Genomic DNA, 23,851 nt, shown 5'->3' with positions numbered 1-23,851 from the left:
GTCGGCGGCGCTGTTGAACCGTCGACTGTCCGGGCGGTCAGAATCGGGCGCGACAGCTGTTCTGTCCCCGGTCAATGCCAGTGAGGGCGGGCATTGTAAGGCGTGCCCGGCCTCATTAGACTTCGCGCACCTGGCACATACGTCCACCCTGAAGGACCCCCATGATCAAGAAATGTCTGTTCCCGGCTGCCGGCTACGGCACTCGCTTCCTCCCGGCCACCAAGGCCATGCCCAAGGAAATGCTGCCGGTGGTCAACAAGCCGCTGATCCAGTACGCCGTTGAAGAGGCCCTCGAAGCAGGCCTGTCCGAGATCGGCATCGTCACTGGTCGTGGCAAGCGCGCCCTGGAAGACCACTTCGACATCAGCTACGAGCTGGAAAGCCAGATCCGCAACACCGACAAGGAAAAATACCTGGTCGGCATCCGTCGCCTGATCGACGAGTGCACCTTCTCCTATACCCGCCAGATCGAAATGAAGGGCCTGGGCCATGCGATCCTCACCGGCCGCCCGCTGATCGGCGACGAGCCGTTCGCCGTGGTCCTGGCGGACGACCTGTGCCTGAATCTGGAAGGCGACAGCGTCCTCCGGCAGATGGTCAAGCTGTACAACCAGTTCCGCTGCTCCATCGTGGCGATCCAGGAAGTGCCGCCGGAAGAGACCAACAAGTACGGCGTGATCGCCGGCGAGATGATCCGCGACGACATCTTCCGCGTGAACAACATGGTCGAGAAACCCAATCCTGAAGATGCGCCGTCCAACCTGGCGATCATCGGTCGCTACATCCTGACTCCGGACATCTTCGACCTGATCGAACAGACCGAGCCGGGCAAGGGCGGTGAAATCCAGATCACCGACGCCCTGATGAAGCAGGCCCAGGACGGTTGCGTGCTGGCGTACAAGTTCAAGGGCAAGCGTTTCGACTGCGGCAGCGCCGAGGGTTACATCGACGCGACCAACTTCTGCTACGAGCACCTGTACAAGACCGGCAAGGCGCACTGAGCCCGCCTGTTGCGAAAAAGCCACCTTCGGGTGGCTTTTTCATTTGTAGGTTGGCGCTGAGCGCAGCGAAGCTCAACATCTGCCGAGCTATGGCACCGTTGGGCTTCGCTGCGCTCAGCCCAACCTACGGGCTGCGTTCAGGAATCGGCATGGCCTCCGATCCCGGCCCCAGCGGCTGGCCGTAACTGAACTCCACGTAATTACCACTTGGATCACGAACGCCGCAGTAATAGCCAACCGGATAAGGCTCCTGGCGCGGCGCCCAGATCAGGCAGCCGGCCTCGGCGGCCCTGGCGGCGATGGCGTCCACCGCTTCGTGGCTGTCCACGGCGAAGCCGAAGTGGCTGTAGTCGTCCTCGGCCAGATGGCGGGATTCGCCGCCGGGCATGATGACGAAAATGAAGCTGTGCTCCTTGCCCGGCTCCGCCATCCAGACGATCCGCGAGCCCTTGCCTTCGCGCTGATGGATCACGCGCATGCCGCAAAAGTCTTCGTAGAATGCGATGCAGGCGTCCAGGTCCGGAACGTGCAGGGCCAGATGAGTCAGGGTAGGGCGCATGGCGGCTCCTCCAGCAGGGTCTCCCCGCAGGATAGGCCAGTCCGGATAAGGTATGCTGCCCGGCAATTGCCTGCGGAGAACGATGATGTCTTTCGATTTCGACCTGTTCGTGATTGGCGCCGGTTCCGGCGGCGTGCGTGCCGCGCGTTTCGCCGCCGGATTCGGCGCGAAGGTGGCGGTGGCGGAAAGCCGCTACCTGGGCGGCACCTGTGTGAACGTGGGCTGCGTGCCGAAGAAGCTGCTGGTCTACGGAGCGCACTTCCATGAGGACTTCGAACAGTCCGCCGGCTTCGGCTGGAGCCTGGAAAAAGCGACCTTCGACTGGCCGACCCTGATCGCCAACAAGAACCGCGAAATCCAGCGTCTCAACGGCGTCTACCGCAACCTGCTGGTGAACAGCGGGGTGACCCTGCTGGAAGGTCACGCGCGCATCTGCGACGCGCACACGGTGGAGGTCGACGGCCAGCGCTTCCGCACCGCCAACATCCTCATCGCCACCGGCGGCTGGCCGCAGATTCCGGATATTCCCGGCAAGGAACATGCGATCAGCTCCAACGAGGCGTTCTTCCTCGAACAACTGCCGCGCCGCGTGCTGGTGGTTGGCGGTGGCTATATCGCTGTGGAGTTCGCCTCGATCTTCCATGGCCTGGGCGCGCAGACCACCCTGCTGTATCGCCGCGAGCTGTTCCTGCGCGGTTTCGACCGCAGCGTGCGCGAGCACCTGCGCGACGAGTTGGGCAAGAAGGGCATGAACCTGCAGTTCAACAGCGACATCGCACGCATCGAGAAACAGGCGGACGGCACGCTGGCCGCCACCCTCAAGGATGGCCGCGTGCTGGAGGCCGACTGTGTGTTCTACGCCACCGGGCGCCGGCCGATGCTGGACAACCTGGGGCTGGAGAACGTCTCGGTCGATCTGGATGAGAAGGGTTTCATCAAGGTCGACGATGCCTACCACACCAGCGAGCCGTCGATTCGTGCCCTCGGCGATGTGATCGGCCGGGTACAGCTGACCCCGGTGGCGCTGGCCGAAGGCATGGCGGTAGCGCGGCACCTGTTCCGTCCGGAAGAGTACCGTCCGCTGGACTACAAGCTGATCCCCACGGCGGTATTCAGCCTGCCGAACATCGGCACCGTCGGCCTGACCGAGGAAGAGGCGCGCAGCGCCGGGCACAAGGTGAAGGTCTTCGAAAGCCGTTTCCGCCCGATGAAGCTGACCCTGACCGAGTGCCAGGAAAAGACCCTGATGAAGCTGGTGGTCGATGCCGATAGCGACAGGGTGCTCGGCTGCCACATGGTCGGCCCGGAAGCCGGGGAGATTCTCCAGGGCATCGCCGTGGCGCTGAAGGCCGGGGCGACCAAGCGGGTGTTCGACGAAACCATCGGCATCCACCCGACCGCCGCCGAGGAATTCGTCACCCTGCGCACCCCGGTGGCATAGCGACCGTCGATCGTAGGGCGGGTGCAACCCGCCACAAGGCATCTTCGAGTTGGCGGGTTTCACCCGCCCTACCCATGAAAGCCCAACGTCATTCTGCTGGCGTTGGATTTTTTCGTTAGCTTTCGATCAGTCCTGTCGATTGTTCTTCCGGCCGCCGCGCATATCGCTGGGCGAGCGCAGCGCAGACCATCAGCTGGATCTGGTGGAACAGCATCAGCGGCAGCAGGATCACGCCGATGGTGCCGCCGGCGAACAGCACCTGGGCCATCGGCACGCCGGTGGCCAGGCTCTTCTTCGAGCCGCAGAAGACGATGGTGATGCAGTCCTCCCGGGAGAACCCGAGGCGCCGGCCCAGCTGGCTGGTCGCCAGCAGCGCCAGGGCCAGCAGCACGCAGCAGGCGACGACCAGACCGGCCAGCGCCGGCAGCGGGATTTCGTGCCACAGCCCCTGGATCACCGCCGCGCTGAAGGCGGTGTACACCACCAGCAGGATCGAACCCTGGTCGACATAGCGCAGCACCGGCTTGCGCCGCTCGACCCAGGCGCCGACCCAGCGCCGCAGCATCTGGCCGAGGACGAAGGGCACCAGCAGTTGCAGGGTGATCTTGCCGATCGCATCGAGGGTCGACATGCCGGTATCGCCATGCGCGCCAACCAGCAACTGCACCAGCAGCGGGGTGAGGAAGACGCCGAGCAGGCTGGACGCCGAGGCGCTGCACACCGCCGCCGGGATGTTGCCGCGTGCCAGCGAGGTGAAGGCGATGGACGACTGCACGGTGGCCGGCAGGGCGCAGAGATAGAGCATCCCCAGGTACAGCTCCGGCGTCACCAGCGGCGACAGCACTGGCTTGAGCAGCAGGCCGAGGATCGGGAAGAGGATGAAGGTGCAGGCGAACACCAGCAGGTGCAGGCGCCAGTGGGTGGCGCCGGCGACGATGGCCTGTCGCGACAGCTTGGCGCCGTGCAGGAAGAACAGCAGGGCGATGCCGGCGTTGGTGATCCAGCTGAAGGCCACCGCCACCTTGCCTTCGCAGGGTAGCAGGGTGGCAATGGCCACGGTGGCGATCAGGGCCAGGGTGAAGTTGTCGGGGAGCAGGCGTGGGCGGGCCATGGGGCGGATCTCGCAGGCAAGGCGAACGGTTCGAGAGAATCTACCCAGCCGCCGGCTTTCCGACTAACGCGATAGCGCCAGCCTGTATCGCTGAACGGACAATCTGCCGCTCAGCAGGTGTGGAAACTCAGTCCGACCTCGCTCACCGTCACCATCGAGCGCATGCGTGCGGCAATCACTTCGGCGCGATGCCGCGGCAATGCATGCAGGCGCAGCCGCACCTGTATCCAGCCGTCCTCCTGATGCGCGTGGACTTCCGCCGGCAGGTAGCCCTGCAGGGCGAACAGGTTGAGCAGGCGGCAGAGGATGTCGGCTTCCGCCTCCGCCTGGATGTCGAACAGCGCGCTGTGATGGGCATCTTCCGGGCGGGCGCCCCAGCCATCGGGACGGCATTGGAGGTCGGCTGGCAGGCAGTCGGCAGGACTGGAGGGGAGGTGCAGGGCCTGGTTCATGGGCATTCCGGGGAGTGGGATCGGATGAAGCCATTCTGCAGCCGGTCGGATGGTTTTGTTGTTCTATCTGGATGCGGATGGGCGGAAACTACGCATAAACTATGCGCGTATAAATTGATCTGGGAATTGTTCATGCGCACTGAGCTGGATGCCTACGATCAGCGAATCCTCGCCCTGTTGCAGGATGAAGCCACGCTGTCCACCGCCGAGATCGCCGAACGCATCGGCCTGTCGCAATCGCCTTGCTGGCGGCGCATCCAGCGCCTGAAGGAAGAAGGAGTGATCCGCAAGCAGGTGACCCTGCTGGACCGCAAGAAGATCGGCCTGAACGCGCAGATATTCGCCCAGGTGAAGCTCAACACCCACGGGCGCAATCACCTGACCGACTTCGCCGAGGCGATCCGCGAGTTCCCCGAGGTGCTGGAGTGCCATGTGCTGATGGGCTCGGTGGACTTCATGCTGCGCATCGTCACCGAGGATATCGAGGCCTACGAACGCTTCTTCAAAGGAAGTGATCCTAAAGTAGTCCAACAATTCAAGTCAGTGAGTATTTCTCGTTGATATTTATTACTTTTTTCTTGGGCTATTTCTAGGGTGAAAATTTCGTTCACTCCAAGATTTTTTGATTGAGCCTCAGCGTAGTTAGCACGCCCTCATCTGTAGCTATAAAGGTATTCATCGTTGTGGGGTTCTACCCTCGTTCCAACTCGGCAATCTTCTTCTGCATGTCGGTTGCTGCACTTGAGGGGAAACAGCAAGACCGCCACCCAACTCGCATTTGGTACGGATGGCAAGCGGAGTGCGCAGCGCCCCGGCGCGAAAGTTAAACGACTCATTCGCTGATATGGCGGGGCACAGGTTACTGACCTGGCCCGCCCGAAGGAGATTTGTTTCCAAGTCATTGCGCCTGCGATGACAGCAACTCCGCACCATCGCGCTCGACGATCAGGCGGCGCAGTTCGTCCGACACGGTCACCTTTTCGCCCGTCGCATTGAGCATCCAGATACAGATGGCGTGGCCGTGACCGACCTGGGCGCCGTTCCAGACCGCGAACTCCATGCGGAAGCTGGTGTTGCGAATCCAGGCGACGCGGCCAGTGACGAGGATTCTTGCAGCGTGCTCAAGCGAGCGGTCGTAGGTGAAGCCGAGCTCCTTGATCACCGGCCCCGGGGCGTCGCGGGTGAAGGACGGCACGCCCAGCGACTCGATGTAGGCATTGCGGGTTTCCTCGCACCAGCCCAGATAGGCTAGGTTGTTCACGTGGCCGAAGGCATCCACCTCGGACCAGCGCACATCGAAGCATTTGCCGAATGCCCAGCCGGGCTCGACACCGTAGCGTTCGCGGGACTCATTGTTCAGATCGTTCATTGCGTATTCCTCGAATTCAGATGTGCAGCGCCCGGCCGTAGGCGGCCAGCACGGCTTCGTGCATGGCTTCCGACTGGGTCGGGTGGGGGAAGATGGTGGCCATCAGTTCCGCTTCGGTGGTTTCCAGCTCCCGGCCGATGGCGTAGCCCTGGATCATTTCGGTGACTTCCTCGCCGACCATGTGCGCGCCGAGCAGTTCGCCGCTGCCGGCATCGAACACCACCTTGGTGAAGCCGCCGGTTGCACCCAGGGCGATGGCTTTGCCGTTGGCGGCGAAGGGGAACTTGCCGACGCGCACGTCGCGCCCGCTTTCGCGCGCCTGGGCCTCGGTCAGACCGACGCTGGCGACTTGCGGATGGCTGTAAGTGCAGGCTGGAACGCGGCTGGCGTCCAGTGGATGCGGATCGAGGCCGGCGATTTTCTCCACGCAGATCAGCGCCTCGTGGCTGGCCTTGTGCGCCAGCCACGGCGGGCCGGCGACATCGCCGATGGCGTAGACGCCGGGCTCGCCGGTAGCGCAGTAGCGGTCGGTAACGATATGGCTTTTCTCCACCTTGACCGCGGTGCCTTCCAGGCCGAGATCCTCGACATTGCCGACGATGCCGGCGGCGCTGAGGATCACGTCGATCTCCAGGGTCTCGGTGCTGGCACCCTCCAGTTCAACCTGCCAGCCACTGGCCACCCGGCGATGCGACTTCAGCCGGCTGCCGGTGTGCAGGGTGATGCCGTCCTTGCGCAGCGAGTCGGCGACGTGGGCGGAAATCTCCGCGTCCTCCACTGGCAGGATGCGCTCGGCCATTTCCACCACGCTGACTTCGCTGCCCAGCGCACGATAGAAGCTGGCGAACTCGATGCCGATGGCGCCGGCGCCAATGACCAGCAGGCGCCGGGGCAGGGCAGAGGGCTGCAAGGCTTCACGGTACGACCAGACGCTGCAGCCATCCGCTTCGAGTCCCGGCAATTGCCGTGCCCGCGCGCCGGTGGCGAGGATGATGTGCGGGGCCGCCAGCATCAGTGAGTCGCTGTCGCGGGTCACCTGCAACCTGTGCGGTCCCGCCAAACGGGCGTGGCCGTTGATCACGCTGACGCCGTTCTTCTTCATCAGGTGCTCGACGCCACGCTGCAACTGGCCGGCCACCGCACGTGAACGGGCGACCATGACGGGCAGATCCACCTGCGGGGCGCCAACGGTGACGCCGAAGCGTCCTGCATCGCGCACCAGCCGCAGTACATCGGCCGAACGCAGCAGCGCCTTGGTGGGAATGCAGCCCCAGTTCAGGCAGATGCCGCCGAGCTGGGCCTTTTCCACCAGCGCCGTACGCATGCCGAGCTGTGCGGCGCGGATCGCCGCGACATAGCCACCCGGGCCGCCACCGACGACGATCAGATCGAATTCCTGTGTACTCATCGCCGCCTCAGACCAGTATCGCCAACGGGTTTTCGATGATGCGCTTGAACACCGCCAGCCACTGCGCGGCCAGGGCACCGTCGATGGCGCGGTGGTCGGCCGAGAGCGTCACGGTCATCGCCGGCGCCACCACCAGCGCGCCATCCTCGACCAGCGGGCGCAGCGAGGTGGCGCCCACGGCCAGGATCGCCGCATGGGGCGGATTGATGATCGCGGAGAACTCCTCGATGCCGTACATGCCGAGGTTGCTGATGGTGAAGCTGCCGCCCTGGTACTCCGCCGGAGCCAGGCGTCCGCTGCGGGCACGCTCGGCCAGTTCGGCGACCTCGCTGCCTATGCGCGACAGCGACTTGCTGCCGGCATCGCGCACCACCGGGGTGATCAGTCCGCTGTCGGTGGCGACCGCTACTGCGATATCCGCCTGCCTGTAGCGGCGCAGCGCGGTATCGGTCCAGCTGACGTTCATCGCCGGCAACTCCAGCAGCGCCGCGGCGACCGCCTTGACGATGAAGTCGTTGACCGAGATCTTGCGCGGCGCACTGGCATTGACCTGGGCGCGGAGGTCGTTCAGCCGGTCCATCCGGCATTCCACCTTGAGGTAGAAGTGCGGCACGCTGGCCTTGCTCTCGGTGAGGCGGCGGGCGATGGTGCGGCGCATGTTCGAGTGCGGGATTTCCTCATAGTCCACCGCAGCGATGCTGGCCGCCGGAGCGACCGGTGGCGGCATGGGAACTGGTGCGGGGGGCGCCGGACGGGCACCTTCCACGTCGCGCTTGACGATCCGCCCGTGCGGGCCGCTGCCCTGCAGGGTGGCAATATCCACTCCCTGTTCCCTGGCCAGACGCCGGGCCAGCGGGCTGGCCTTGATGCGCTCGGCATCGGGCGCTACGGCAGTGTTCCCGGTGGCAGGGGTGATTGCAGGCGCTTGCGCTGCGGCCTGAGGCTCGGGAGCCGCGCCCAGCAACGCCTGAATGTCCACACCATTCTCGCCCGGCGCACTGAGCACGGCGATGGGCGCGCCCACGGCAACATCCTCGCCGGCCGGGCTGAGGATCTTGCCGAGCACGCCAGCCTCGTCGGCGGTGAAGTCCACCAGGGCCTTGTCGGTTTCGATGGTGGCGAGGACATCGCCGACGGCAATGGCGTCGCCCTCCTGCTTGAGCCATTCGTTGAGCACGGCGGAGGTGCCGTTGGCGGCAATTTCCGGCATGCGGATGAGTTTTGCCATGTCAGCTCGCTCCGTTGATCAGGTCGGGACGGTAGTCGCCAATGTTTTCGTACTGCACCAGTTCGAGGACGTTGCCCTCGGGGTCGCGGCAGAACGCCAGGTAAACGCCGGGCCGCACTTCCACACGCTGCGGGCCGGTCATGAACTCGACTCCGGCGCGCTGCAGATCGGCGATGGCGGCGTCGATGTCGTCGAGGATGAAGGTCAGATAGGTGGCGTTCGGCCGGTCGAGAATCCACTCGCCGGGCGCCTCGGCTGCGGTCGGCGTGGCCCGCGCCAGCAACTTGATGCGCTCGCCACGGTTGGTCTGCAGACGCACGACGATGTAGTGCTCGGGGCACAGTGCGGCAGCGCTGGCCTTGTCGGCCGGGACAAGGAATTCGCTGATGAACTGCAGGCCCAGCACGCCTTCATAGAAAGCGCGTTGCGCGAGCAGATCGCGGCAGGCGATGCCCACTTCGAGGGGGGCGGTCATGTGAATGGTCATTTCGCTGTTCCCTCCGCTCAGGCGGCGCCCTTGTCGCGCATGATGCGATGCAGGCCCACGACCACCTCTTCGGTGCGCGCGCAGGCGGCACGCTCCAGCACTTTGGAAATGCTCGGTGACGCTTCGCTGCCCGTTACGCGCTGCACCGGCTGGTCGAGCCAGTCGAAGCAGCGGCGCTGGATTTCGTCGGCCAGCCAGCCGCCATACGAGGTGCCGACCGAGCCCTGCTCGACGATCAGCACGTTGTTGGTCTTACGGATGCTTGCCTCGATGGTTTCCCAGTCGAGACTGGCGCGGTCGAGCCAGCGCAGGTCCAACACCTCGGCATCGATGCCGCTGTGTTCGGCGGCTTCGAGGGCATGGGCGACCATCGACAGGTAGGTCAGTACCGTCACTTCCTTGCCGCTGCGGCGGATGGCGGCCTTGCCGAACGGGATCTGGTAGTCGAGATCCTCGACCGGGGCCATGCCCGACGAGGCATACAGGTCGACATGCTCGATCACCAGCACTGGGTCCTTGAGGGCCAGCGCGGCGTTCATCAGGCCGATGTAGTCGAACGGCGTGGAGGGCGCGACGATGCGCCAGCCGGGGCTGGTGGCGAAGATGCCCGCCGGGTCCATGGAGTGCTGCGAGCCGTAGCCGCTGCCCATGGCAACCTTGGTGCGCAGGACGAAAGGCACCTCGATGTCGCCGCCGAACATGTGCCGGGCCTTGCCGATCTGGTTGAACACCTGGTCCGCCGCTACCCACATGAAGTCGGGATACATGAACTCCACCACCGGACGGTAACGGCCGTCCATTGCCAGCCCGCCGCCGAGACCGACGAAGGCGTTTTCGCTGATCGGCGTGCCGAGCACGCGATCCGGGAAACGCTCCTTCAGGCCACGGGTGGCTCCGTTGGTGCCGCCTTTCAGGCGATGCACGTCCTCGCCCATGACCACCACGCCCGGGTCGGTTTCCATGCGCCGAGTCATCACGTCTGCCACTGCGTCGATGAACTTGTGCTTCTCCAGCTTGCCCTGGAAACCGGCTTCCTCTGCGGTACGCGCGCCCTGCAACTCGGACAGATCGCCGCGCACGCCGACGTTGCAGAAGTCCGGGCTTGGCCAGAGGTCGAGGCGAATCCGCCGCTTGCCCGCGCGGGCGCCGACGTCGGCTTCGGTTAGTGCGGCAGCGGCGCGCTGCATGGCCGCCTGGGCGCGTCCGCGCAGTGCAGCGATCTGCCCGGCGTCGATCAGGCCGCGCTCCTGCATGCGCCGGCCGAGGTGATCGATGGGGTCACGCTCGCGCCAGGCCTGTTCCTCTTCCTTGCTGCGATAGCCGAACGCACTGCCGGGGAAGGCGCCGTTCTGGTGGAAGAAGCGGTAGACGTTGGCCTCGATGATGGTCGGCCCCTTGCCGGCGCGCATGTGCGCCAGCGCTTCCTGCATCGCCAGGTAGACCGCCAGCGGGTCCATGCCGTCGACGCGCCAGCTGGGAATGTTGAAGGCCGCGCCGCGGGCGGAGAGGCGCGGTTCGGCGGTGGCTTCCTCGACGGTGGTCGATACCGCGTAGCGGTTGTTCTCGATGAAGAAGCACAGCGGCAGCTGCCAGGCGGCCGCCAGGTTCATAGTCTCCAGCACCGAACCGATGTTCACCGCGCCGTCGCCGAAGTAGGTGACCGCCACGGCATCGGTGCCGGCATGCCGGTGGGCCCAGGCGGCGCCGGCAGCCAGCGGCACGCCGCCACCGACGATGGCGTTGGTGCCGAGCACGCCGGCCTCCTGCCAGCGCAGGTGCATGGAGCCGCCACGTCCACGGCAGAAGCCGTCAGCCAGGCCGAGGATCTCGGCCAGCGTGCGTTGCAGCAGGTTCTCGACTTCGCTGCTCAGCGGCGCCAGGGGATCGATGCCGGCGGGATTCAGGTAACCGAGCGCCTTGGCCAGAAACTGATGATGCCCGCGATGGGAACCGTTGATCTGGTCGGCGGCGACCAGCGGCACGATGGAGCCGGCGGCTCCGCCTTCCTGGCCGATGCTGGAATGCGCAGGTCCATGGACCAGGCCCTCGGAGGCCAGCTCCAGCACGCATTCCTCGAAGGCGCGGATCAGGTGCATGTGCGCCAGCAGCGTGCCGAGCACGGTCGGGTCGGCGTCCTTCCAGTCCTGTTCGGTGGCGCGCAGCTCCACCCACGCTGCCGCGGGGGACAGCGAAATATGTTCTGCCATGGTGTTCGTCTCTCGGGTCAGATGTAGCCGTAAGCCGTCCAGCCGCCATCGGCGACGAGGGTCTGGCCATTGATGAAGGCGGCAGCGTCGGCCGCGAGGAACAGGGCGACGCCGGCGATCTCTTCCGGTTGGGCGAGGCGCCCGGCCGGGGTGCGGGCGGTCAGGGCATCGAGGTCCATGCGTCCGTCGCGCACCAGCTGGTCGACCAGGGCGGTCTGCACATAGCCGGGAGCGATGGCGTTGACCCGCACGTTGGACCTGGCCCATTCGATGGCCAGCACCTTGGTCAACATCACCACGGCGGCCTTGCTGCCGCAGTAGGCCGCGCGTTCGGGGGCGGCGCTCAGGCCGTACATCGAGGCGGTATTGAGGATCACCCCGCCACCCTGGGCGACCATGCGGCGGCCGGCCGACTGCGCGCAGTAGAAGACGCCGTTGAGGTTGATATCGATTGCCCGGCGCCAGTCATCCGCGCTCAGTTCGAGGGTCGGGCGGTTCATGGCGATACCGGCATTGTTCAGCAGTACGTCGATCCGCCCGAAGCGCTCCACGGTTTGCTGCACCGCGTCGTCCACCACCTGCGGATCGGTGATCGAGCCGGCGATGGCTTCCAGCTGGATGCCGGGATGCGCTTCGCCCAGCTCGGCGCGAACCTGCTCCAGGGCGGCACCATTGATGTCGAACAGCGCCAGGTTCGCGCCGTTGGCGGCGAACGCCCTGGCCATGGCGAGGCCGATGCCGCTGGCCGCGCCGGTGACGAAGACGGTCTTGCCGGCCAGTTCCGCGTATCGCTGCGTCGTCGCTTGTTCGGTGGTTTGTCGAGTCATACCGCTATCCAGCCCTTCAATTGTCATTGTTCTCGGGGTATCGCGGCGCCGTGCAGGGCGAGGCCGCATCGTTCCTGCTCAGGCCAGGCCGAAGAAGCGCGCCATGGCTCCGATCTGCGCATCGACCATGTGCCGGCCCAGATGCACGGGGTGGCCACGTTCGGCGGCGGCGCACAGCAGCGGGGTCATGTCCGGGTTCATCACTACCTCGGCGACCAGCGCGCCGACTGGCAGCCGATCCAGCTCGAAGGGCAGGCCATCGCCAGGTTTCAGTCCCAGCGCAGTGGCGTTCACCGCCAGCGTGCAGTGCTCCGGTGCCGGTCCGGCGATCTCGGCCTGCAGCTGCGGGTGATGGGCGCGCAGTTCCTGCACCAGTTGCCGCGCGCGGCTCTCGGTACGGTTGTAGATGCCGATGGACGCCGCGCCGTAGTTGGCCAGCGCATGGGCGATGGCCTTGGCCGCGCCACCGGCGCCGGCGATGTAGATGTGCTGGCCGCGAATGCTGTGGCCCTGGCCGAGCAGACCGCGGGCGAAGCCTTCGCCGTCGAGGTTGGTGCCGATCAGCGCTCCGCTCTCATGGTCGATGCGCAGGACGTTGACCGCACCGATCTGCCGAGCCGCGTCGGTGAGTTCGGTGCACAGCGGCAGCACGGATTCCTTGTAGGGAATGGTCACTACCAGACCCGCGAGATTGCACATGGCCGGCAGGCTAGCGACGAAGGCCGCGAAGTTTTCCGGACGGACATGGAAGGGCACGAGGACGACATTGCAGTCCAGCTCCCGCATGTACGCATTGAAGTGTTCCGGCGTGCGCACGTGCTCGATGGGGTCGGCGACGATTCCGACGACGCGGGTTTTTCCGTTGATCATGCTTCCCTCGTTTCCGGTCGAGCCGTGGCGGATGTATTTCGTCAGCATGTAGGACAGATATTGTTTACTTGTCTGACAGGTTGTCGCACATTATGGGCGGCAACAGATGTTGTCAACATCCTTTCAAATCCTGTCAGACAAGTTGGCGTAGCGAATACTGCGTACCGTCATCACCAGAGGGAAAACAATGATTGCTTTCGATGGCAAAACCGTCCTGATCACTGGCGCTGCCAGCGGCATCGGCCGTGCCTGTGCGCGGATGCTGGGGCGCGCAGGCGCCAATCTGGCCCTGGCCGACATCAACGAGGCCGCGCTGGAAGTGCTGCAGGCCGAGCTGGTCGCCGATGGCGTGGGCGGCGGCATCAGCTGCCACGTGCTGGATATCGGCGATGAAGAATCCTGCATCCGTACCAGCGAAGCGGTGGCCACGCGCCATGGCCGTATCGATCACCTGATCCACGCCGCCGGCATCTACCCGCGAGAATGGGTACGTGACATGCAAGATGCCGACTGGCAGAAGGTCATGCGTGTAAACCTCGATGGCACCTTCTACATCTGCCGCGCGGTGATGCCGTACCTGAGCGACGACAGCTCCATCGTCAACCTGTCCTCCGTGGCCGGCCATCGCGGCAGCCCCTCGCATGCGCATTACTCGGCGTCGAAGGGTGCGGTGAGCAGCTTCAGCAAGAGCCTGGCCCTCGAGCTGGCGCCCAGGACCCGGGTCAACCTGGTTGCGCCCGGCATCATCGAAACCCCGATGACTACCGATCTGCTGCAGAGCAAGGGCAAGTTGCTGATGGACAACACGCCGATGCGTCGCTTCGGCACGGCGGAAGAGGTGGCCGGCTGCATCGTGTTCCTCTGCTCGCCGCTGGCCGGTTTCGTGACCGGCGAAACTGTGCACGTCAACGGCGGCCTGTACATGGTGTAGGAATATCGGCCACGATGTTTCTTCACCGGATACCCCATTCCCAAGGCTTGCCCAGATGACCGCTGCACAGAAAACGCCGAAACCCGCAACCGAACAGTCGCGCCAGTTGGTGACGGAGGCGATCGTCGAGTGGCTGCACCGGCAGATCGAGAGCGAGGAGCTCAAGCCGGGCGACAAGCTGCCCAGCGAAAGCGCCCTGCAGGAGCGTTTCTCGGTCGGCCGCTCGGCCGTGCGCGAGGCGCTGTCGCAGCTCAAGTCCGAGGGACTGGTCCGGGCGGAGCAGGGAAGGGGAGTGTTCGTCAACGAACGTGGAGCGCGTCAGGTCTTTCGCCTGCAGCCGGCATCGCTGGACGACAGTGAAAGCCTGACGCATATCCTCGAACTGCTGGTGACCTTCGAATCGGCCGCCGCGCGCTATGCAGCTCTGCGCCGTACGCCGGAGGACCTCAAGCGCATCAAGCGTGCGCTGGTCGGCATGGAGTACGCGATACTCAATGACGAACTGGGCGAGGAAGAGGATTTCGCCTTCCACCAGGCCATCGTCGAGGCCACCCGCAATCCTCACTTCGTATCGCTCAACGACTACCTGGAACAGCACGCCCGCCGGCTGATCCGCCAGGCGCGCACGAACACCGCGCAGAACTACGCCGAGCTGATCCAGGACGTGCAGGACGAGCACAAGGCCGTCTTCAATGCAATCGAGGCCGGCGATGCGAAAGCGGCGGCCGAGGCGGCGGAAACCCATCTGCGCAACGCGGCCAAGCGGCTGAACATGTACCTCCAGGGCTAGCTAGCCGCTGAACGGCGTCAGAAGATCTTCAGCAGGCGAAAGCCGACGCGAAACTGCTCTTCCGGACCGTTGCGTACCTCGATGTCCTGGCCCACCTGTCCAAGCAACTGCACGCTCGGCGTGAGCATGTGCGCCACCGAGAACATGACTCTTTTGCTGTTCAGCCCATCGTCCAGGTCGACGCCGTCCAGTTCGTTCTCGCCGCCCGTGGTGTGGTAGTAACTGACGGCGGCGAAGTTGCCCGGCGAGAAGTTGTAGCGAAGGTGGGTTTGCGTCTCGAAGATGCGCGACTGCTTTCGCGTCATCCCGGCGAAGTCGTTGTTGTCGCCGAAGAAGTCCCACTCGGCGGTAATCTCCGCAGCGAGGTTGCCGACCAGGGACTGGGTATAGGAGGCGTGCACGATGCCTTTCCAGCGGTTTTCGCCGATGTTCATCGCTGCGTCGTCTTCGTCGTAGTTGCCCAGCGGCGCGGCAATCCAGGTTCCGAAGGACAGGTAGCGCTGATGCTCCGGGTCGTTCAGTAGCCAGAAGGCGCTGCCGAACATGGGATCGCCGACGCCTTCGGCACTGTCATTCCGGGCGCCGCTCATCCTCAGGCTGCCGAAGGGTACGATGACCTGTGGCGCGGCTAGCACCGGGCCCCACTGGACGTAGTGAACCGCGCGCAGCGCGGCGATGTCGCTGTCCAGGCCGAACCCGGAGGCATCCTGCTTGTGGCCGTCCAGATAGATGTCGTTGCGTTCCGCGTGGTTGTAATACAGCAAGGCCAGGTTGGTGCCCGCCGGAAAGGCGACGTAGTCCCCGGGGTCGGTGGCGATGACTCCGGCATTGGCGGCCATGCTGCCCAGGCAGAACAGGCCCGGGATCAGTCGCCGGAAGAAATCGTCTGAAGGGCGGAATCTCGCAAGGGATTCGATTCGGTTGTTTGCGCTCTTGTTATTCATTGTCGCGACTCTTTGTCTGTGCACTGGCTATTCGCTGCCGGTTCCGGCAAACCCGCGTGCCGCCGAACTAGCGGTGAAATACCGTGGCGGTCGAGTCATAGCCTTCGTGCTGCATCAGTTCATGCATTTGGCGACGGCGCACACCCATGTTTCCGCCATCGAAGAGGGGGAATGCCAGGGCGTCCTGCAGCATGCCGGGCAGCGGCGAAGACAAATGGTCGTAGCTGTCGATGCCGACGACGCGCATCAGCTCGGTGATAACCCGCACGGCGGTTTCCGAGCCGAATACCTTTGCCTGCAGCGACAACTCCAGCGCTTCCGGCGCCTGCTGGTCCAGCGCGAAGCAGGCCCGGTAGCTAAGGCTTCGCACCGCCTCGATGGCGGCCTTGGCATCGGCGAGGGCGTAGCCGACCGCCTGGTGGTGGATAATCGTGACCTCTCCGCCTCGGCGTTCCGTCCTGGCGAAGTGGAGGGCGGTGTCGAACGCGGCGCGCATGACACCCAGCGACATGACGCCAACCAGCGCGGCGGTGGCGGAAAAGCTGGCATCCACCAGGTCCAGGCCGCGTCCTTCCTCGCCAACCACGTTCTCCCGCGGAACCCGCACGTCGTGGAGGCTGAAGTTGGAGGTCAGGTGGCCGCGGTGCCCCAGCGAGTCATGGAAGCGGTTGACCGCGAAACCTTGCACGGGGCCGGGCACCAGGATGACGGAGACGCCCTGTTCGGGCGCGGCATCCGGATCGGTCCGGCACACCACGCTGAGCAGATCCGCACCCTTGCCGTCCCAGCCCGAGGCGCTGGATACCCACTGCTTGGAGCCGTCGATCACCCAGTCATTGCCATCCAGCACGGCTTGGGTCCGAACCCCGCCACCTGCAGCGGCTGAGCGATAGTTGGCGCTTCCACCGGGTTCGCTGGAAGCGAGGGCGGCCAGGGGCGCACCCGAGCATGCGAGGAAGGGGGCGATGAAGCGGCGTTGCTGTTCGGGCGTTCCGGCCAGGAACAGGGGCATCAGGCCCAGGAGGTTGGCGAACATCGTGAGGGAAATATTGACGTCTTCCGCGTAGAACTCCTCTGCGACGACGGCCATGTCGACCATCCCGCTCCCGCCACCGCCAAACGGCTGGGGAATCAACTGCTGCAGGAAGCCTTCGCGGATCAGCTCTTCATAGAAGGGGCGGGTCGCCTGGAAGCGGCTTTCCGGGGTCGGCAGTTGGCGGATGGTTTCCGTTACCTGGCTGAGGGTTCGTCTGGCGAACTGGCGGGCGCGTTTCTGCAGCTCGACCTGCGAGGGTGTCAGCGTGAAATCGATGGCCATGAGATGGCTCTCCAGTAGCGAGTGAATGAAAGCCGCGCGCGTGACAGTCGGTTACGGCGCAGCTGTCGACTCGGATGCTATGGAAGGCCTCGGGTGGGTTCTTCGCTGTGGATGCAGCGTTTTCTTGACTGCCAGCGCACTCCGGTTGCGCGTCAACGGCCGCTGGCATGCTGCGCCCGGTATTCACGGGCGCTGAGCTGGAAGCGATTGCGGAAGACCCGGCTGAAATGCGCAGAACTCTCGAAGCCCCAGGCAAAGGCGAGATCTGTGATGGAGTGGCTGCGGGCGGGCAGGGCGGCCAGTTCGCGGGCGCAGCCGTCCAGCCGCATGTCCTGGATGTGGCGCGCCACCGTGGTACCCGTGCCATGAAACAGCTGGTGCAGGTAGCGCAGCGAAATGCCCAGGCTTTTCGCAATGGACTCGGGCGACAGTTCCGGTTGGCGAATGCGCTCGGCAATGCAGGAGTAGGCGCGATTGAGGTGGTAGGTCTGGATGTTGCTGGCCGGGCCGGGCAGCTGGCGACTCAGTTCGCTGAGCGCTCCCGACAGCAGGTCGAGCGTGCTTCCGGAGACATAGCGTGCGGCTTCGGGATCGATCGCATCACGCTCATACAGCAGCGAGTGGAGCTGTGTCGCCAGCAGGCGGCCGATGCCTTGCCCACCCGATACCCGCAACGCCGTGCATTTGTCCGGGTCCTTCAGCCTGCCGCGAAGCAGGTCGCGCGGCAGGCGGACGACCAGTTGTTGCAGATGGCCGCTGAATGCCCACTGGAAGGGGCGGCTGCAATCGTAGAGCACGCCATCACCGGGCCGGAGCGACACGCTGCGCTCACCCTGGGCCAGCAGGCCTTCGCCCTGCAACTGGAGGCTGTAGAGGAAGGCGTCGTCAGGACTCTGCACGATGTGCTGGCGGTCGTGCTCGCAGCGGCATTCCACCGAAGTCACCCGGCTGAGATGGAGCACGCCGAGTTGCTGCTCGATCAGTCTTGCACTGAGCGGGCGGCTGGCTTCCAGGCTGATGCGCAGTGGTGCGCAGCTACGCTCGACCGCTGCTTCCCAGGCATCGACGTCGTCGAAGAAGGCTTCATTGAGCGCCCCTTTGGCCACCTCTGCGGAACTTGCCGTGAACAACTGGGAAGAGTTCATCTGTGCACCCCTGGCTGGACCTCAGCCCTGGATTATCCGCATATCTGCCCAAGGCCAGGCTTTGTCCTGCTTGCCAGAAGCCTTGCCATGAGTGCCATCCTCGCACTCGCTGCCCGCTCGTCTTGCGTCGATCAGTCGAGTGGTTGCACGAGCTCCATGCTCAGGGCCAGGGCGACCGGGAGGTTTCCCGGCAGGTTGCGCACCCCGCAGACCGTTCGCACATGTCCGGCCCGCTCGGCAAAGACCTCGGCCAACAGCTCCGAGGCGCTGTCTATCACCTGCGGATGGCTGGTGAAGGATTCCTCGCAGGCGACGTAGGCGTCGAGGCGCACGATCTGCCTGACCCATTCGAAACTGCCGAGGTAGTGGTGGGCCTGGGCCAGCGCGTTGAGCGCACTGACCCGGGCCGCCTCGCGACCTTCTTCGATCGAGACCTCCCGGCCGAGCAACCCTGTCAGGAGGGGCCGTCCTTCGAGCATCGGCCCCTGCATGGAGATATGCAGCATCGAACTCGCCTCCACCACCGCCCGGTAGGCTCCCAGCGGAGCGGGAGGCGAGGGCAGTTGCCAGCCGAGTGCGTGCAGGCGTTGCAAGGCCAGATCGCTCATGACTACCTCCTGCGCTTCACTCTGCCCACGGCAGCAGGACGATGCTGCCGCGCGCCTGGTTGCTGCCGATCCGCTCGTGAGCCCGGGCGGCCTCGGACAGCGGCAGCACGCAGTCGATCACCGGCTTGATCTTGCTCTCGCGGATCGGGTCGAGCCATGCGGCGAAGTCTTCGATATCGCCGACCAGGGTCCCACGCAGCTGCTTCTGGGCGAAGAAGAAGTTGCGGATATCGAAGGTCACCTCGGGGCCGGCCATGAAGCCCATGGCGACGACGATGCCCTGCGGCCTCACTGCGTCGATGGTGCGGGCGAGGATATTGCCGCCCAGGTTGTCGATTGCCACATCGACGCCACGGCCAGCCGTCCATTTGCCGATCTCCGCGACGAAGTCCGCCTTGCCCGAGTCGATCACCCGTTCGGCGCCCAGGCTCTGCGCCAGTTGCGCCGATGCCTCGTTCTGCACGGTCACGGCGACATGGGCGCCGAGCGCGCGGGCGACCTGGATGCTCATGATCCCGGTGCTAGAGGCACCCGCATGGACCAGAACCCGGTCACCGGCTTTCACCTCGCCGACGATCTGCACAGAGCGGATCGCGATGAGCAATGCTACCGGCATGGCGGCGATCTGCTCCACCGGCAAACCGGTGGTGTCGCGCAGCAGGAAGGCCTCGGGCACGACCGCATACTGGGCATAGGTGCCCTGGATATGAGTGCCGGGAATCGCATAGCTCGCAGCGGTGGTGACCGGGCGGATGTGTGCCTCGGCAGGATCGATCGGGTAGCCCGGCATGGCGATCACGCGTTCGCCCACCTGGAAGCGGGTGACGCCGACGCCCAGTTCGGCGACCTCGCCCACGGCATCTGAACCGAGGATGTGCGGGAACGCCAGGTGGGGATTGATCTGCCCCAGGCGGACATAGTGGTCGAGGCGGTTGATACCGGCCGCCAGGACCTTGACCAGTACCTGGCCGGGACCGGGAGTCGGGGTCGGGATGTCTTCGACGCGAATCTGTTCGGGGCCACCAAAGGCACGAATCACTGCAGCTTTCATGTTGAGTCCTCTAATCGACTGGATGGGATGCAGAAGTAACCTGCGTTCCAAAAGGTGGCGCCCCAGTTGGTGATAGCATCGTATTTGCTGTAGGGTAATTTTGGAAAGTAGGCACTTTTTTGTTCCGTAGTAACCTTTTGGTAACCAATATGGCGAATCAAGACGAGCAGACCCCCTTCGTGCTGCGAGAGAACTGCCCTCAGCGGCGCATCCATTACGTACTCAACGGCAAGTGGACATCGATGGTGCTCTATGCGCTCAGCCGCGGCCCCCTGCGCACCGGCCAACTGGAGCGGACGCTGCCGGGCATCTCGAAGAAGATGCTGACCCAGACCCTGCGTGAGGTGGAGAACGCGGGACTGGTCAGGCGCGAGGTGTTCAACGTGGTGCCGCCGAAGGTGGAGTATTCGCTGACCGAACTCGGCGAAACCTTCGTCGAGCCGCTCCATGCGCTTTACGACTGGGCGGCCAGGAACTCGGCGGCGCTGGATCAGCTGGAGCGCAATATCCAGGAAGCCGAGGGCTGACAGTCCATCTGCGGAAATTGAAACCGACTCCGGGCCCCTGCATTCATGGCTGACTAGGTGGAAGGCCCGTAAGCCGCAGGCTGGGAGCCAACCCGCAATCATTGTGCGCCACCCCATCCCCCCAATCCCCACGGGTGGGCGCGCGGGAGAATGGCGATCGGTAACCTTTGCGAATGGTTTTCTCCACTCGTGCAAGGACCACCGAATGAATACCGCTGAAGACCGGCAAACCAACACCACGGCAAATACCGGCATGCCGTTGGTGCTGCGTGCTCGTGAGCCCGACCGGGAGGTGCGCGCATTCCTGCGCTCGCTCAACCTGCTGACGCGTGCGCGGAGCACCGACAACCACTCGCTTACCCGGCTGCCTCGGCTTCGCCAGGCCTGGCGCCTGGTGGCTCTTGCGCTGGGTCGCCGGCCTCAGCTGGAGTCGGTGATCGAGCGGGAGATCGACGGCCCTGCTGGTCCCATTACCCTGCGGATATTCACCCCCGCCAGTTCGGAGCAGGCATTGCCGGCTTTCCTCTGGTACCACGGGGGCGGGTTCATCATCGGAGGCCTCGATACCGGCGACTCGATCTGTCGCAGCATCGCCCTTGCCGCCGGCTGCATCACCGTCGCCGTGCGCTATCGCCTGGCACCGGAACATGATCTGAGCGCCGGCCGCGAGGACTGCCTGGCCGCGCTGGAGTGGCTGGCGCACAACGGCGCCGAGCTGGGCATCGATACCAGCCGGCTGGCGATCGGTGGCGATTCCGCGGGCGGCAACATCGCCGCAGTGGTGGCACAGGAGAATTTCCGCCGCGGCGGCCCGCAACTGTGCATGCAGGTCCTGGCCTATCCGGCAACCGACCTGGTGCACGAGTTTCCCTCGCTGGCGGAGAACGCCGAAGGCTACCTGATCACCGCTCGCCTGCTGGAGCAGATGAAGCAGATCGTAGCTGGCTCCCTGGGCACTCTGGATGCCGAAGATCCATGGCTCTCGCCGCGCCGCAGTGCTGATCTCCATAGACTGCCCCCCGCAGTGGTGATCAGCGCCGGCTTCGACCCGATCCGCGACGACGGCCTCGACTATGCCGCACGCCTGCGTGCTGCCGGAGTGCCGGTGGAAGTCCTGCACTACGCCGGGCAGATCCACGGCTTCCTGAACCTGGACGAGGTGTTCGGCTCCGGACGAGATGCATTGCAGCGCGTCGCCGATGCGCTGGCGCAGGTGTTCCGACTCGATCCTGCATGCAACCGGACCATCGAAATCGCCGACGAATCGCCACAGGTGCAGTCGTCGCTGTTGGCTGCCGCAAATGAAGTGGCGACTTCCACCCTGACCGCCTGGGTGGCGACCGAGCGCTGGGGTAATACCTTGCTGAGTCTGCTGTCGCCGAAGGCGGCCACGGTTTGCCAGTTCCTGCTCAAGCCGTGGTCCATCCCCGTTGCATTGGTCAGGGGCAGGATCATTGCCCGTCTCGACCGGCTGGATGCACACCAAACCTATCCGACAATGAAAGATTGCTCAGCGGAACGCTGAGCAAGGAGCTACGCATGAAAATCCTCGACCCCTTGCGCCTCTGCCGAGAAGCCCTGGACAAGTTCGAAAGCGGAGTCAACTCGCTGGCCGCCAGCAAATTCGAGACCAGGGAGTTCGCTCGGGTGCTCAATCGGGTTTCCAAAGTGGCCTGTGGCGCCAAGTACGTATCGGAGAGGACACTGGACGGCATCCAGAAATGCCTGGGACTGCCCAGCCGCTCCGAAATCGACAACCTGGCTGCGCTCCTGGGACGCGTCGAGGACAGGATCGACCAGTTGACCGCGCCGTCGGCCGATGCAGCGAGTGCGCCACGACCGTCACGAACTCGCCGTCCGCAAGAGAGCGCAAGTTCGCAGCCGACCAGGAAAAAGGTCAACAAGGGTGCAGGCAAGCCGGCCACCGCCGCAAGGCAAGCCGGCAGCGGGGAGGTGGGCAATGGCGTCGCTTCGTAACGGCAAGGTTTCCGCTGTGTCCCTCGTCGAGCGGTTGCGCAACGAAGTCGATCAACTGTGCAAGCGCAGCATCAACGGCCTCGAATATCTCAGAACGCCGGCTCCGCAGGTCGGCACGACGCCAAGGACCCTGCTGCACCGGCGCGGCACCCTGGCCCTGTACCATTACCAGGCCACGACCGAAGAGGTTTACCGGGTGCCACTGCTGTTCGTCATGCCGACGACCAACAAGGCCTCGATCTTCGACCTGGCGAAAGGGCAGAGCCTGATCGGCTTCCTGCTCGATCATGGCTACGACGTCTATGTGATGGACTGGAACGCGCCGACGACGCTCGAACGCCACCTGAAGCTGGAAAACTACGTGCTGGACTTTATTCCGGACTGCATCCGTCGCGTACAGGAAGGCTCCGGGATCGAGGACGTCACGCTGGTCGGCTACTGCATGGGCGGACTGCTGTCGACCATATACGCCGCGCTGCATCCCGATGGCCCGGTGAAGAACCTGGTGCTGTTCACCACGCCGACCGACTGGACCCGGATGATCTTCCGCAAGGTCGTCGAGGACGAGCAGTTCAGCCCGGACCGGGTGATCAATTCGCAGGGCCTTCTTCCTCCGACGGTGTTCAAGCGGCTGGTCGAACTCCATCGGCCCGCCGGCCCCATCGCCACCCAGATTCGTCTCTGGGACAACATGTGGAACGAAGACTACGTGCGGAATTTCCGCATGATGCTGAGCTGGGGCGACGATACGCTGCCGCTGGCGGGCGACTACTACCGGCAGATCGTCGAGGAGTTGCTGCGCAAGAACGGCTTGTACGAGGGCACCCTGTGCCTTGACGGAAAGCGCGTGGAACTGAAGAACATCCGGATTCCGCTGCTGCACGTGATCGCCGAGCACGACACCCTGGTGACCCCGGAGTGCGCGCGGCCGCTGGTGGCAGGCGTGAGTTCGCAGGACAAGGAAGAGCTGATCCTGCCAGGCGGCCACGTCAGCCTGATGGCCGGCCCGGCCGCCATCCGGCGGCTGTGGCCCAAGCTCGACCAGTGGCTGGGCAGGCGCTCGGTCTGACCCAGACTCGATTCAAGAAACGCCCCGACAAGTTCGGGGCGTTTTCTTTTGTGGGCGATGAATTATTTGCGTAGGAGCGGCCCATGGCCGCGAAAGCACGAAAGAGCATCGTGGGCATGGCCCACTCCTACCGGGATAACGGCGTAAGAGGGTGGCCTGATGGTGTAGGGTGGTGTTGAGCGCAGCGATACCCACCATCGGTTCCATTGCGGATTACAGCCAGTACGACCAGATCAACGCGGAGACAGTGTGATGAACATCAAGCCAATTCGCTCCAAGGAAAACTTGGCAGAGGCCTTTGTACGCATGGAGGAACGGTGGGGTGCCGAAACCGGTACGCCAGAGGGCGACGAACTGGAAGCGCTGGCGGTACTGATCGAGAAGTACGAGGACGAGCACTATCCGATCCCGCCGTCCGATCCCAGCGAAGCCATCAAATTCCATATGGGCCAGCAGGGACTGACACTATGCGATCTGGAGCCTCGCAAAGGAAAGTAGGGCGGGTGCAACCCGCCAATTCAGAGGCGTCAT

Annotated in this window: 24 protein-coding genes and 1 pseudogene; 10 read left to right on the top strand and 15 right to left on the bottom strand. The window is 64.5% G+C overall.

Features of this window, described 5'->3' with window-relative positions:
* Nucleotides 1-161: 161 nt before the first annotated feature.
* The gene (gene galU, locus JFY56_RS02195; RefSeq protein ID WP_208311840.1) at nt 162-1,001 is read left to right on the top strand and encodes a UTP--glucose-1-phosphate uridylyltransferase GalU; all 840 of its coding nucleotides are present in this window, start codon (nt 162-164) and stop codon (nt 999-1,001) included.
* A 124-nt stretch (nt 1,002-1,125) separates the two neighbouring features.
* Here galU and JFY56_RS02190 read toward each other — a convergent pair whose 3' ends face one another.
* Entirely contained in the window at nt 1,126-1,560 is a 435-nt protein-coding gene (locus JFY56_RS02190; RefSeq protein WP_208311839.1) for a VOC family protein, read from the bottom strand.
* An 85-nt stretch (nt 1,561-1,645) separates the two neighbouring features.
* Between JFY56_RS02190 and gorA the strand changes: the two genes are divergently transcribed.
* Nucleotides 1,646-3,001, top strand: a complete 1,356-nt coding sequence (gene gorA, locus JFY56_RS02185) for a glutathione-disulfide reductase (protein ID WP_208311838.1) — start codon at nt 1,646-1,648, stop codon at nt 2,999-3,001.
* 115 nt (nt 3,002-3,116) lie between these two features.
* Here gorA and JFY56_RS02180 read toward each other — a convergent pair whose 3' ends face one another.
* Entirely contained in the window at nt 3,117-4,112 is a 996-nt protein-coding gene (locus tag JFY56_RS02180) for a bile acid:sodium symporter family protein (RefSeq protein ID WP_208311837.1), read from the bottom strand.
* Nucleotides 4,113-4,222: 110 nt separating this feature from the next.
* Complete coding sequence (locus tag JFY56_RS02175) at nt 4,223-4,564, bottom strand: hypothetical protein (RefSeq protein ID WP_208311836.1); 342 nt, start codon at nt 4,562-4,564, stop codon at nt 4,223-4,225.
* A 132-nt stretch (nt 4,565-4,696) separates the two neighbouring features.
* Here JFY56_RS02175 and JFY56_RS02170 point away from each other — a divergent pair, with 132 nt between their 5' ends.
* Nucleotides 4,697-5,125, top strand: a complete 429-nt coding sequence (locus JFY56_RS02170; RefSeq protein ID WP_208311835.1) for an Lrp/AsnC family transcriptional regulator — start codon at nt 4,697-4,699, stop codon at nt 5,123-5,125.
* 337 nt (nt 5,126-5,462) lie between these two features.
* Here JFY56_RS02170 and JFY56_RS02165 read toward each other — a convergent pair whose 3' ends face one another.
* The 7 genes from JFY56_RS02165 to JFY56_RS02135 all read right to left on the bottom strand — a co-directional run bounded on the left by JFY56_RS02165 (nt 5,463) and on the right by JFY56_RS02135 (nt 12,960).
* Nucleotides 5,463-5,933, bottom strand: coding sequence for an acyl-CoA thioesterase (locus tag JFY56_RS02165; protein ID WP_208311834.1), 471 nt, complete (start codon nt 5,931-5,933; stop codon nt 5,463-5,465).
* Nucleotides 5,934-5,949: 16 nt separating this feature from the next.
* A complete protein-coding gene (gene lpdA / locus JFY56_RS02160) occupies nt 5,950-7,341 on the bottom strand; it encodes a dihydrolipoyl dehydrogenase (RefSeq protein WP_208311833.1) in 1,392 nt (463 codons plus the stop codon).
* A gap of 7 nt (nt 7,342-7,348) precedes the next feature.
* Entirely contained in the window at nt 7,349-8,569 is a 1,221-nt protein-coding gene (locus JFY56_RS02155; RefSeq protein ID WP_208311832.1) for a pyruvate dehydrogenase complex dihydrolipoamide acetyltransferase, read from the bottom strand.
* Nucleotide 8,570: 1 nt separating this feature from the next.
* Nucleotides 8,571-9,044 carry a VOC family protein gene (locus JFY56_RS02150; RefSeq protein ID WP_236032393.1) on the bottom strand — a complete coding sequence of 158 codons (474 nt, stop codon included), beginning with the start codon at nt 9,042-9,044 and terminating at the stop codon, nt 8,571-8,573.
* Between the two features lie 29 nt (nt 9,045-9,073).
* Nucleotides 9,074-11,263, bottom strand: coding sequence for an alpha-ketoacid dehydrogenase subunit alpha/beta (locus JFY56_RS02145; RefSeq protein ID WP_208311830.1), 2,190 nt, complete (start codon nt 11,261-11,263; stop codon nt 9,074-9,076).
* A gap of 17 nt (nt 11,264-11,280) precedes the next feature.
* Nucleotides 11,281-12,090: an SDR family NAD(P)-dependent oxidoreductase gene (locus JFY56_RS02140; protein WP_208311829.1), complete on the bottom strand. Its 810-nt coding sequence runs from the start codon at nt 12,088-12,090 to the stop codon at nt 11,281-11,283.
* Between the two features lie 78 nt (nt 12,091-12,168).
* The gene (locus JFY56_RS02135; RefSeq protein WP_208311828.1) at nt 12,169-12,960 is read right to left on the bottom strand and encodes a shikimate dehydrogenase family protein; all 792 of its coding nucleotides are present in this window, start codon (nt 12,958-12,960) and stop codon (nt 12,169-12,171) included.
* Nucleotides 12,961-13,147: 187 nt separating this feature from the next.
* Here JFY56_RS02135 and JFY56_RS02130 point away from each other — a divergent pair, with 187 nt between their 5' ends.
* Together JFY56_RS02130 and JFY56_RS02125 are read left to right on the top strand one after the other, a co-directional pair.
* Nucleotides 13,148-13,891 (top strand): SDR family NAD(P)-dependent oxidoreductase, encoded by a 744-nt coding sequence (locus JFY56_RS02130; RefSeq protein WP_208311827.1) that lies wholly within the window; start codon nt 13,148-13,150, stop codon nt 13,889-13,891.
* A gap of 55 nt (nt 13,892-13,946) precedes the next feature.
* The gene (locus JFY56_RS02125) at nt 13,947-14,681 is read left to right on the top strand and encodes a FadR/GntR family transcriptional regulator (RefSeq protein ID WP_208311826.1); all 735 of its coding nucleotides are present in this window, start codon (nt 13,947-13,949) and stop codon (nt 14,679-14,681) included.
* 17 nt (nt 14,682-14,698) lie between these two features.
* Here JFY56_RS02125 and JFY56_RS02120 read toward each other — a convergent pair whose 3' ends face one another.
* From JFY56_RS02120 to JFY56_RS02100, 5 genes are all read right to left on the bottom strand, one after another.
* Entirely contained in the window at nt 14,699-15,625 is a 927-nt protein-coding gene (locus tag JFY56_RS02120) for a transporter (RefSeq protein WP_208311825.1), read from the bottom strand.
* 67 nt (nt 15,626-15,692) lie between these two features.
* Nucleotides 15,693-16,943, bottom strand: a complete 1,251-nt coding sequence (locus JFY56_RS02115) for an acyl-CoA dehydrogenase family protein (protein ID WP_208311824.1) — start codon at nt 16,941-16,943, stop codon at nt 15,693-15,695.
* 152 nt (nt 16,944-17,095) lie between these two features.
* Nucleotides 17,096-18,088, bottom strand: a complete 993-nt coding sequence (locus JFY56_RS02110) for an AraC-like ligand-binding domain-containing protein (RefSeq protein ID WP_208311823.1) — start codon at nt 18,086-18,088, stop codon at nt 17,096-17,098.
* A 131-nt stretch (nt 18,089-18,219) separates the two neighbouring features.
* Nucleotides 18,220-18,696, bottom strand: a complete 477-nt coding sequence (locus JFY56_RS02105; RefSeq protein WP_084311207.1) for a RidA family protein — start codon at nt 18,694-18,696, stop codon at nt 18,220-18,222.
* Nucleotides 18,697-18,712: 16 nt separating this feature from the next.
* Nucleotides 18,713-19,747 carry a quinone oxidoreductase family protein gene (locus JFY56_RS02100; RefSeq protein ID WP_084311209.1) on the bottom strand — a complete coding sequence of 345 codons (1,035 nt, stop codon included), beginning with the start codon at nt 19,745-19,747 and terminating at the stop codon, nt 18,713-18,715.
* Between the two features lie 149 nt (nt 19,748-19,896).
* Between JFY56_RS02100 and JFY56_RS02095 the strand changes: the two genes are divergently transcribed.
* The 5 genes and pseudogenes from JFY56_RS02095 to JFY56_RS02075 all read left to right on the top strand — a co-directional run.
* The gene (locus JFY56_RS02095; protein WP_208311822.1) at nt 19,897-20,274 is read left to right on the top strand and encodes a winged helix-turn-helix transcriptional regulator; all 378 of its coding nucleotides are present in this window, start codon (nt 19,897-19,899) and stop codon (nt 20,272-20,274) included.
* Between the two features lie 205 nt (nt 20,275-20,479).
* Nucleotides 20,480-21,799 (top strand): alpha/beta hydrolase, encoded by a 1,320-nt coding sequence (locus JFY56_RS02090; protein ID WP_208311821.1) that lies wholly within the window; start codon nt 20,480-20,482, stop codon nt 21,797-21,799.
* Nucleotides 21,800-21,813: 14 nt separating this feature from the next.
* On the top strand, nt 21,814-22,251 hold the full coding sequence (locus JFY56_RS02085) for a hypothetical protein (RefSeq protein WP_084311215.1): 438 nt from the start codon (nt 21,814-21,816) through the stop codon (nt 22,249-22,251).
* The gene (locus JFY56_RS02080) at nt 22,235-23,320 is read left to right on the top strand and encodes an alpha/beta fold hydrolase (protein WP_236032392.1); all 1,086 of its coding nucleotides are present in this window, start codon (nt 22,235-22,237) and stop codon (nt 23,318-23,320) included. The genes JFY56_RS02085 and JFY56_RS02080 overlap by 17 nt, the downstream gene beginning before the upstream one ends.
* A 252-nt stretch (nt 23,321-23,572) precedes the next feature.
* A pseudogene (locus JFY56_RS02075) lies at nt 23,573-23,803 on the top strand (helix-turn-helix domain-containing protein); the annotation flags it as partial.
* Nucleotides 23,804-23,851 lie beyond the last annotated feature (48 nt).

The organism is Pseudomonas schmalbachii (genome assembly GCF_017589465.1).
Classification (GTDB): domain Bacteria; phylum Pseudomonadota; class Gammaproteobacteria; order Pseudomonadales; family Pseudomonadaceae; genus Pseudomonas; species Pseudomonas schmalbachii.
This window is presented reverse-complemented; position numbering and strand designations above follow the sequence as displayed.

Excerpts from the sequence above, each read along its gene's own strand:
- galU (WP_208311840.1), top strand. The coding sequence starts at position 162 with ATGATCAAGAAATGTCTGTTCCCGGCTGCCGGCTACGGCACTCGCTTC.
- JFY56_RS02190 (WP_208311839.1), bottom strand. The coding sequence starts at position 1,560 with ATGCGCCCTACCCTGACTCATCTGGCCCTGCACGTTCCGGACCTGGAC.
- gorA (WP_208311838.1), top strand. The coding sequence starts at position 1,646 with ATGTCTTTCGATTTCGACCTGTTCGTGATTGGCGCCGGTTCCGGCGGC.
- JFY56_RS02180 (WP_208311837.1), bottom strand. The coding sequence starts at position 4,112 with ATGGCCCGCCCACGCCTGCTCCCCGACAACTTCACCCTGGCCCTGATC.
- JFY56_RS02175 (WP_208311836.1), bottom strand. The coding sequence starts at position 4,564 with ATGAACCAGGCCCTGCACCTCCCCTCCAGTCCTGCCGACTGCCTGCCA.
- JFY56_RS02170 (WP_208311835.1), top strand. The coding sequence starts at position 4,697 with ATGCGCACTGAGCTGGATGCCTACGATCAGCGAATCCTCGCCCTGTTG.
- JFY56_RS02165 (WP_208311834.1), bottom strand. The coding sequence starts at position 5,933 with ATGAACGATCTGAACAATGAGTCCCGCGAACGCTACGGTGTCGAGCCC.
- lpdA (WP_208311833.1), bottom strand. The coding sequence starts at position 7,341 with ATGAGTACACAGGAATTCGATCTGATCGTCGTCGGTGGCGGCCCGGGT.
- JFY56_RS02155 (WP_208311832.1), bottom strand. The coding sequence starts at position 8,569 with ATGGCAAAACTCATCCGCATGCCGGAAATTGCCGCCAACGGCACCTCC.
- JFY56_RS02150 (WP_236032393.1), bottom strand. The coding sequence starts at position 9,044 with ATGACCGCCCCCCTCGAAGTGGGCATCGCCTGCCGCGATCTGCTCGCG.
- JFY56_RS02145 (WP_208311830.1), bottom strand. The coding sequence starts at position 11,263 with ATGGCAGAACATATTTCGCTGTCCCCCGCGGCAGCGTGGGTGGAGCTG.
- JFY56_RS02140 (WP_208311829.1), bottom strand. The coding sequence starts at position 12,090 with ATGACTCGACAAACCACCGAACAAGCGACGACGCAGCGATACGCGGAA.
- JFY56_RS02135 (WP_208311828.1), bottom strand. The coding sequence starts at position 12,960 with ATGATCAACGGAAAAACCCGCGTCGTCGGAATCGTCGCCGACCCCATC.
- JFY56_RS02130 (WP_208311827.1), top strand. The coding sequence starts at position 13,148 with ATGATTGCTTTCGATGGCAAAACCGTCCTGATCACTGGCGCTGCCAGC.
- JFY56_RS02125 (WP_208311826.1), top strand. The coding sequence starts at position 13,947 with ATGACCGCTGCACAGAAAACGCCGAAACCCGCAACCGAACAGTCGCGC.
- JFY56_RS02120 (WP_208311825.1), bottom strand. The coding sequence starts at position 15,625 with ATGAATAACAAGAGCGCAAACAACCGAATCGAATCCCTTGCGAGATTC.
- JFY56_RS02115 (WP_208311824.1), bottom strand. The coding sequence starts at position 16,943 with ATGGCCATCGATTTCACGCTGACACCCTCGCAGGTCGAGCTGCAGAAA.
- JFY56_RS02110 (WP_208311823.1), bottom strand. The coding sequence starts at position 18,088 with ATGAACTCTTCCCAGTTGTTCACGGCAAGTTCCGCAGAGGTGGCCAAA.
- JFY56_RS02105 (WP_084311207.1), bottom strand. The coding sequence starts at position 18,696 with ATGAGCGATCTGGCCTTGCAACGCCTGCACGCACTCGGCTGGCAACTG.
- JFY56_RS02100 (WP_084311209.1), bottom strand. The coding sequence starts at position 19,747 with ATGAAAGCTGCAGTGATTCGTGCCTTTGGTGGCCCCGAACAGATTCGC.
- JFY56_RS02095 (WP_208311822.1), top strand. The coding sequence starts at position 19,897 with ATGGCGAATCAAGACGAGCAGACCCCCTTCGTGCTGCGAGAGAACTGC.
- JFY56_RS02090 (WP_208311821.1), top strand. The coding sequence starts at position 20,480 with ATGAATACCGCTGAAGACCGGCAAACCAACACCACGGCAAATACCGGC.
- JFY56_RS02085 (WP_084311215.1), top strand. The coding sequence starts at position 21,814 with ATGAAAATCCTCGACCCCTTGCGCCTCTGCCGAGAAGCCCTGGACAAG.
- JFY56_RS02080 (WP_236032392.1), top strand. The coding sequence starts at position 22,235 with ATGGCGTCGCTTCGTAACGGCAAGGTTTCCGCTGTGTCCCTCGTCGAG.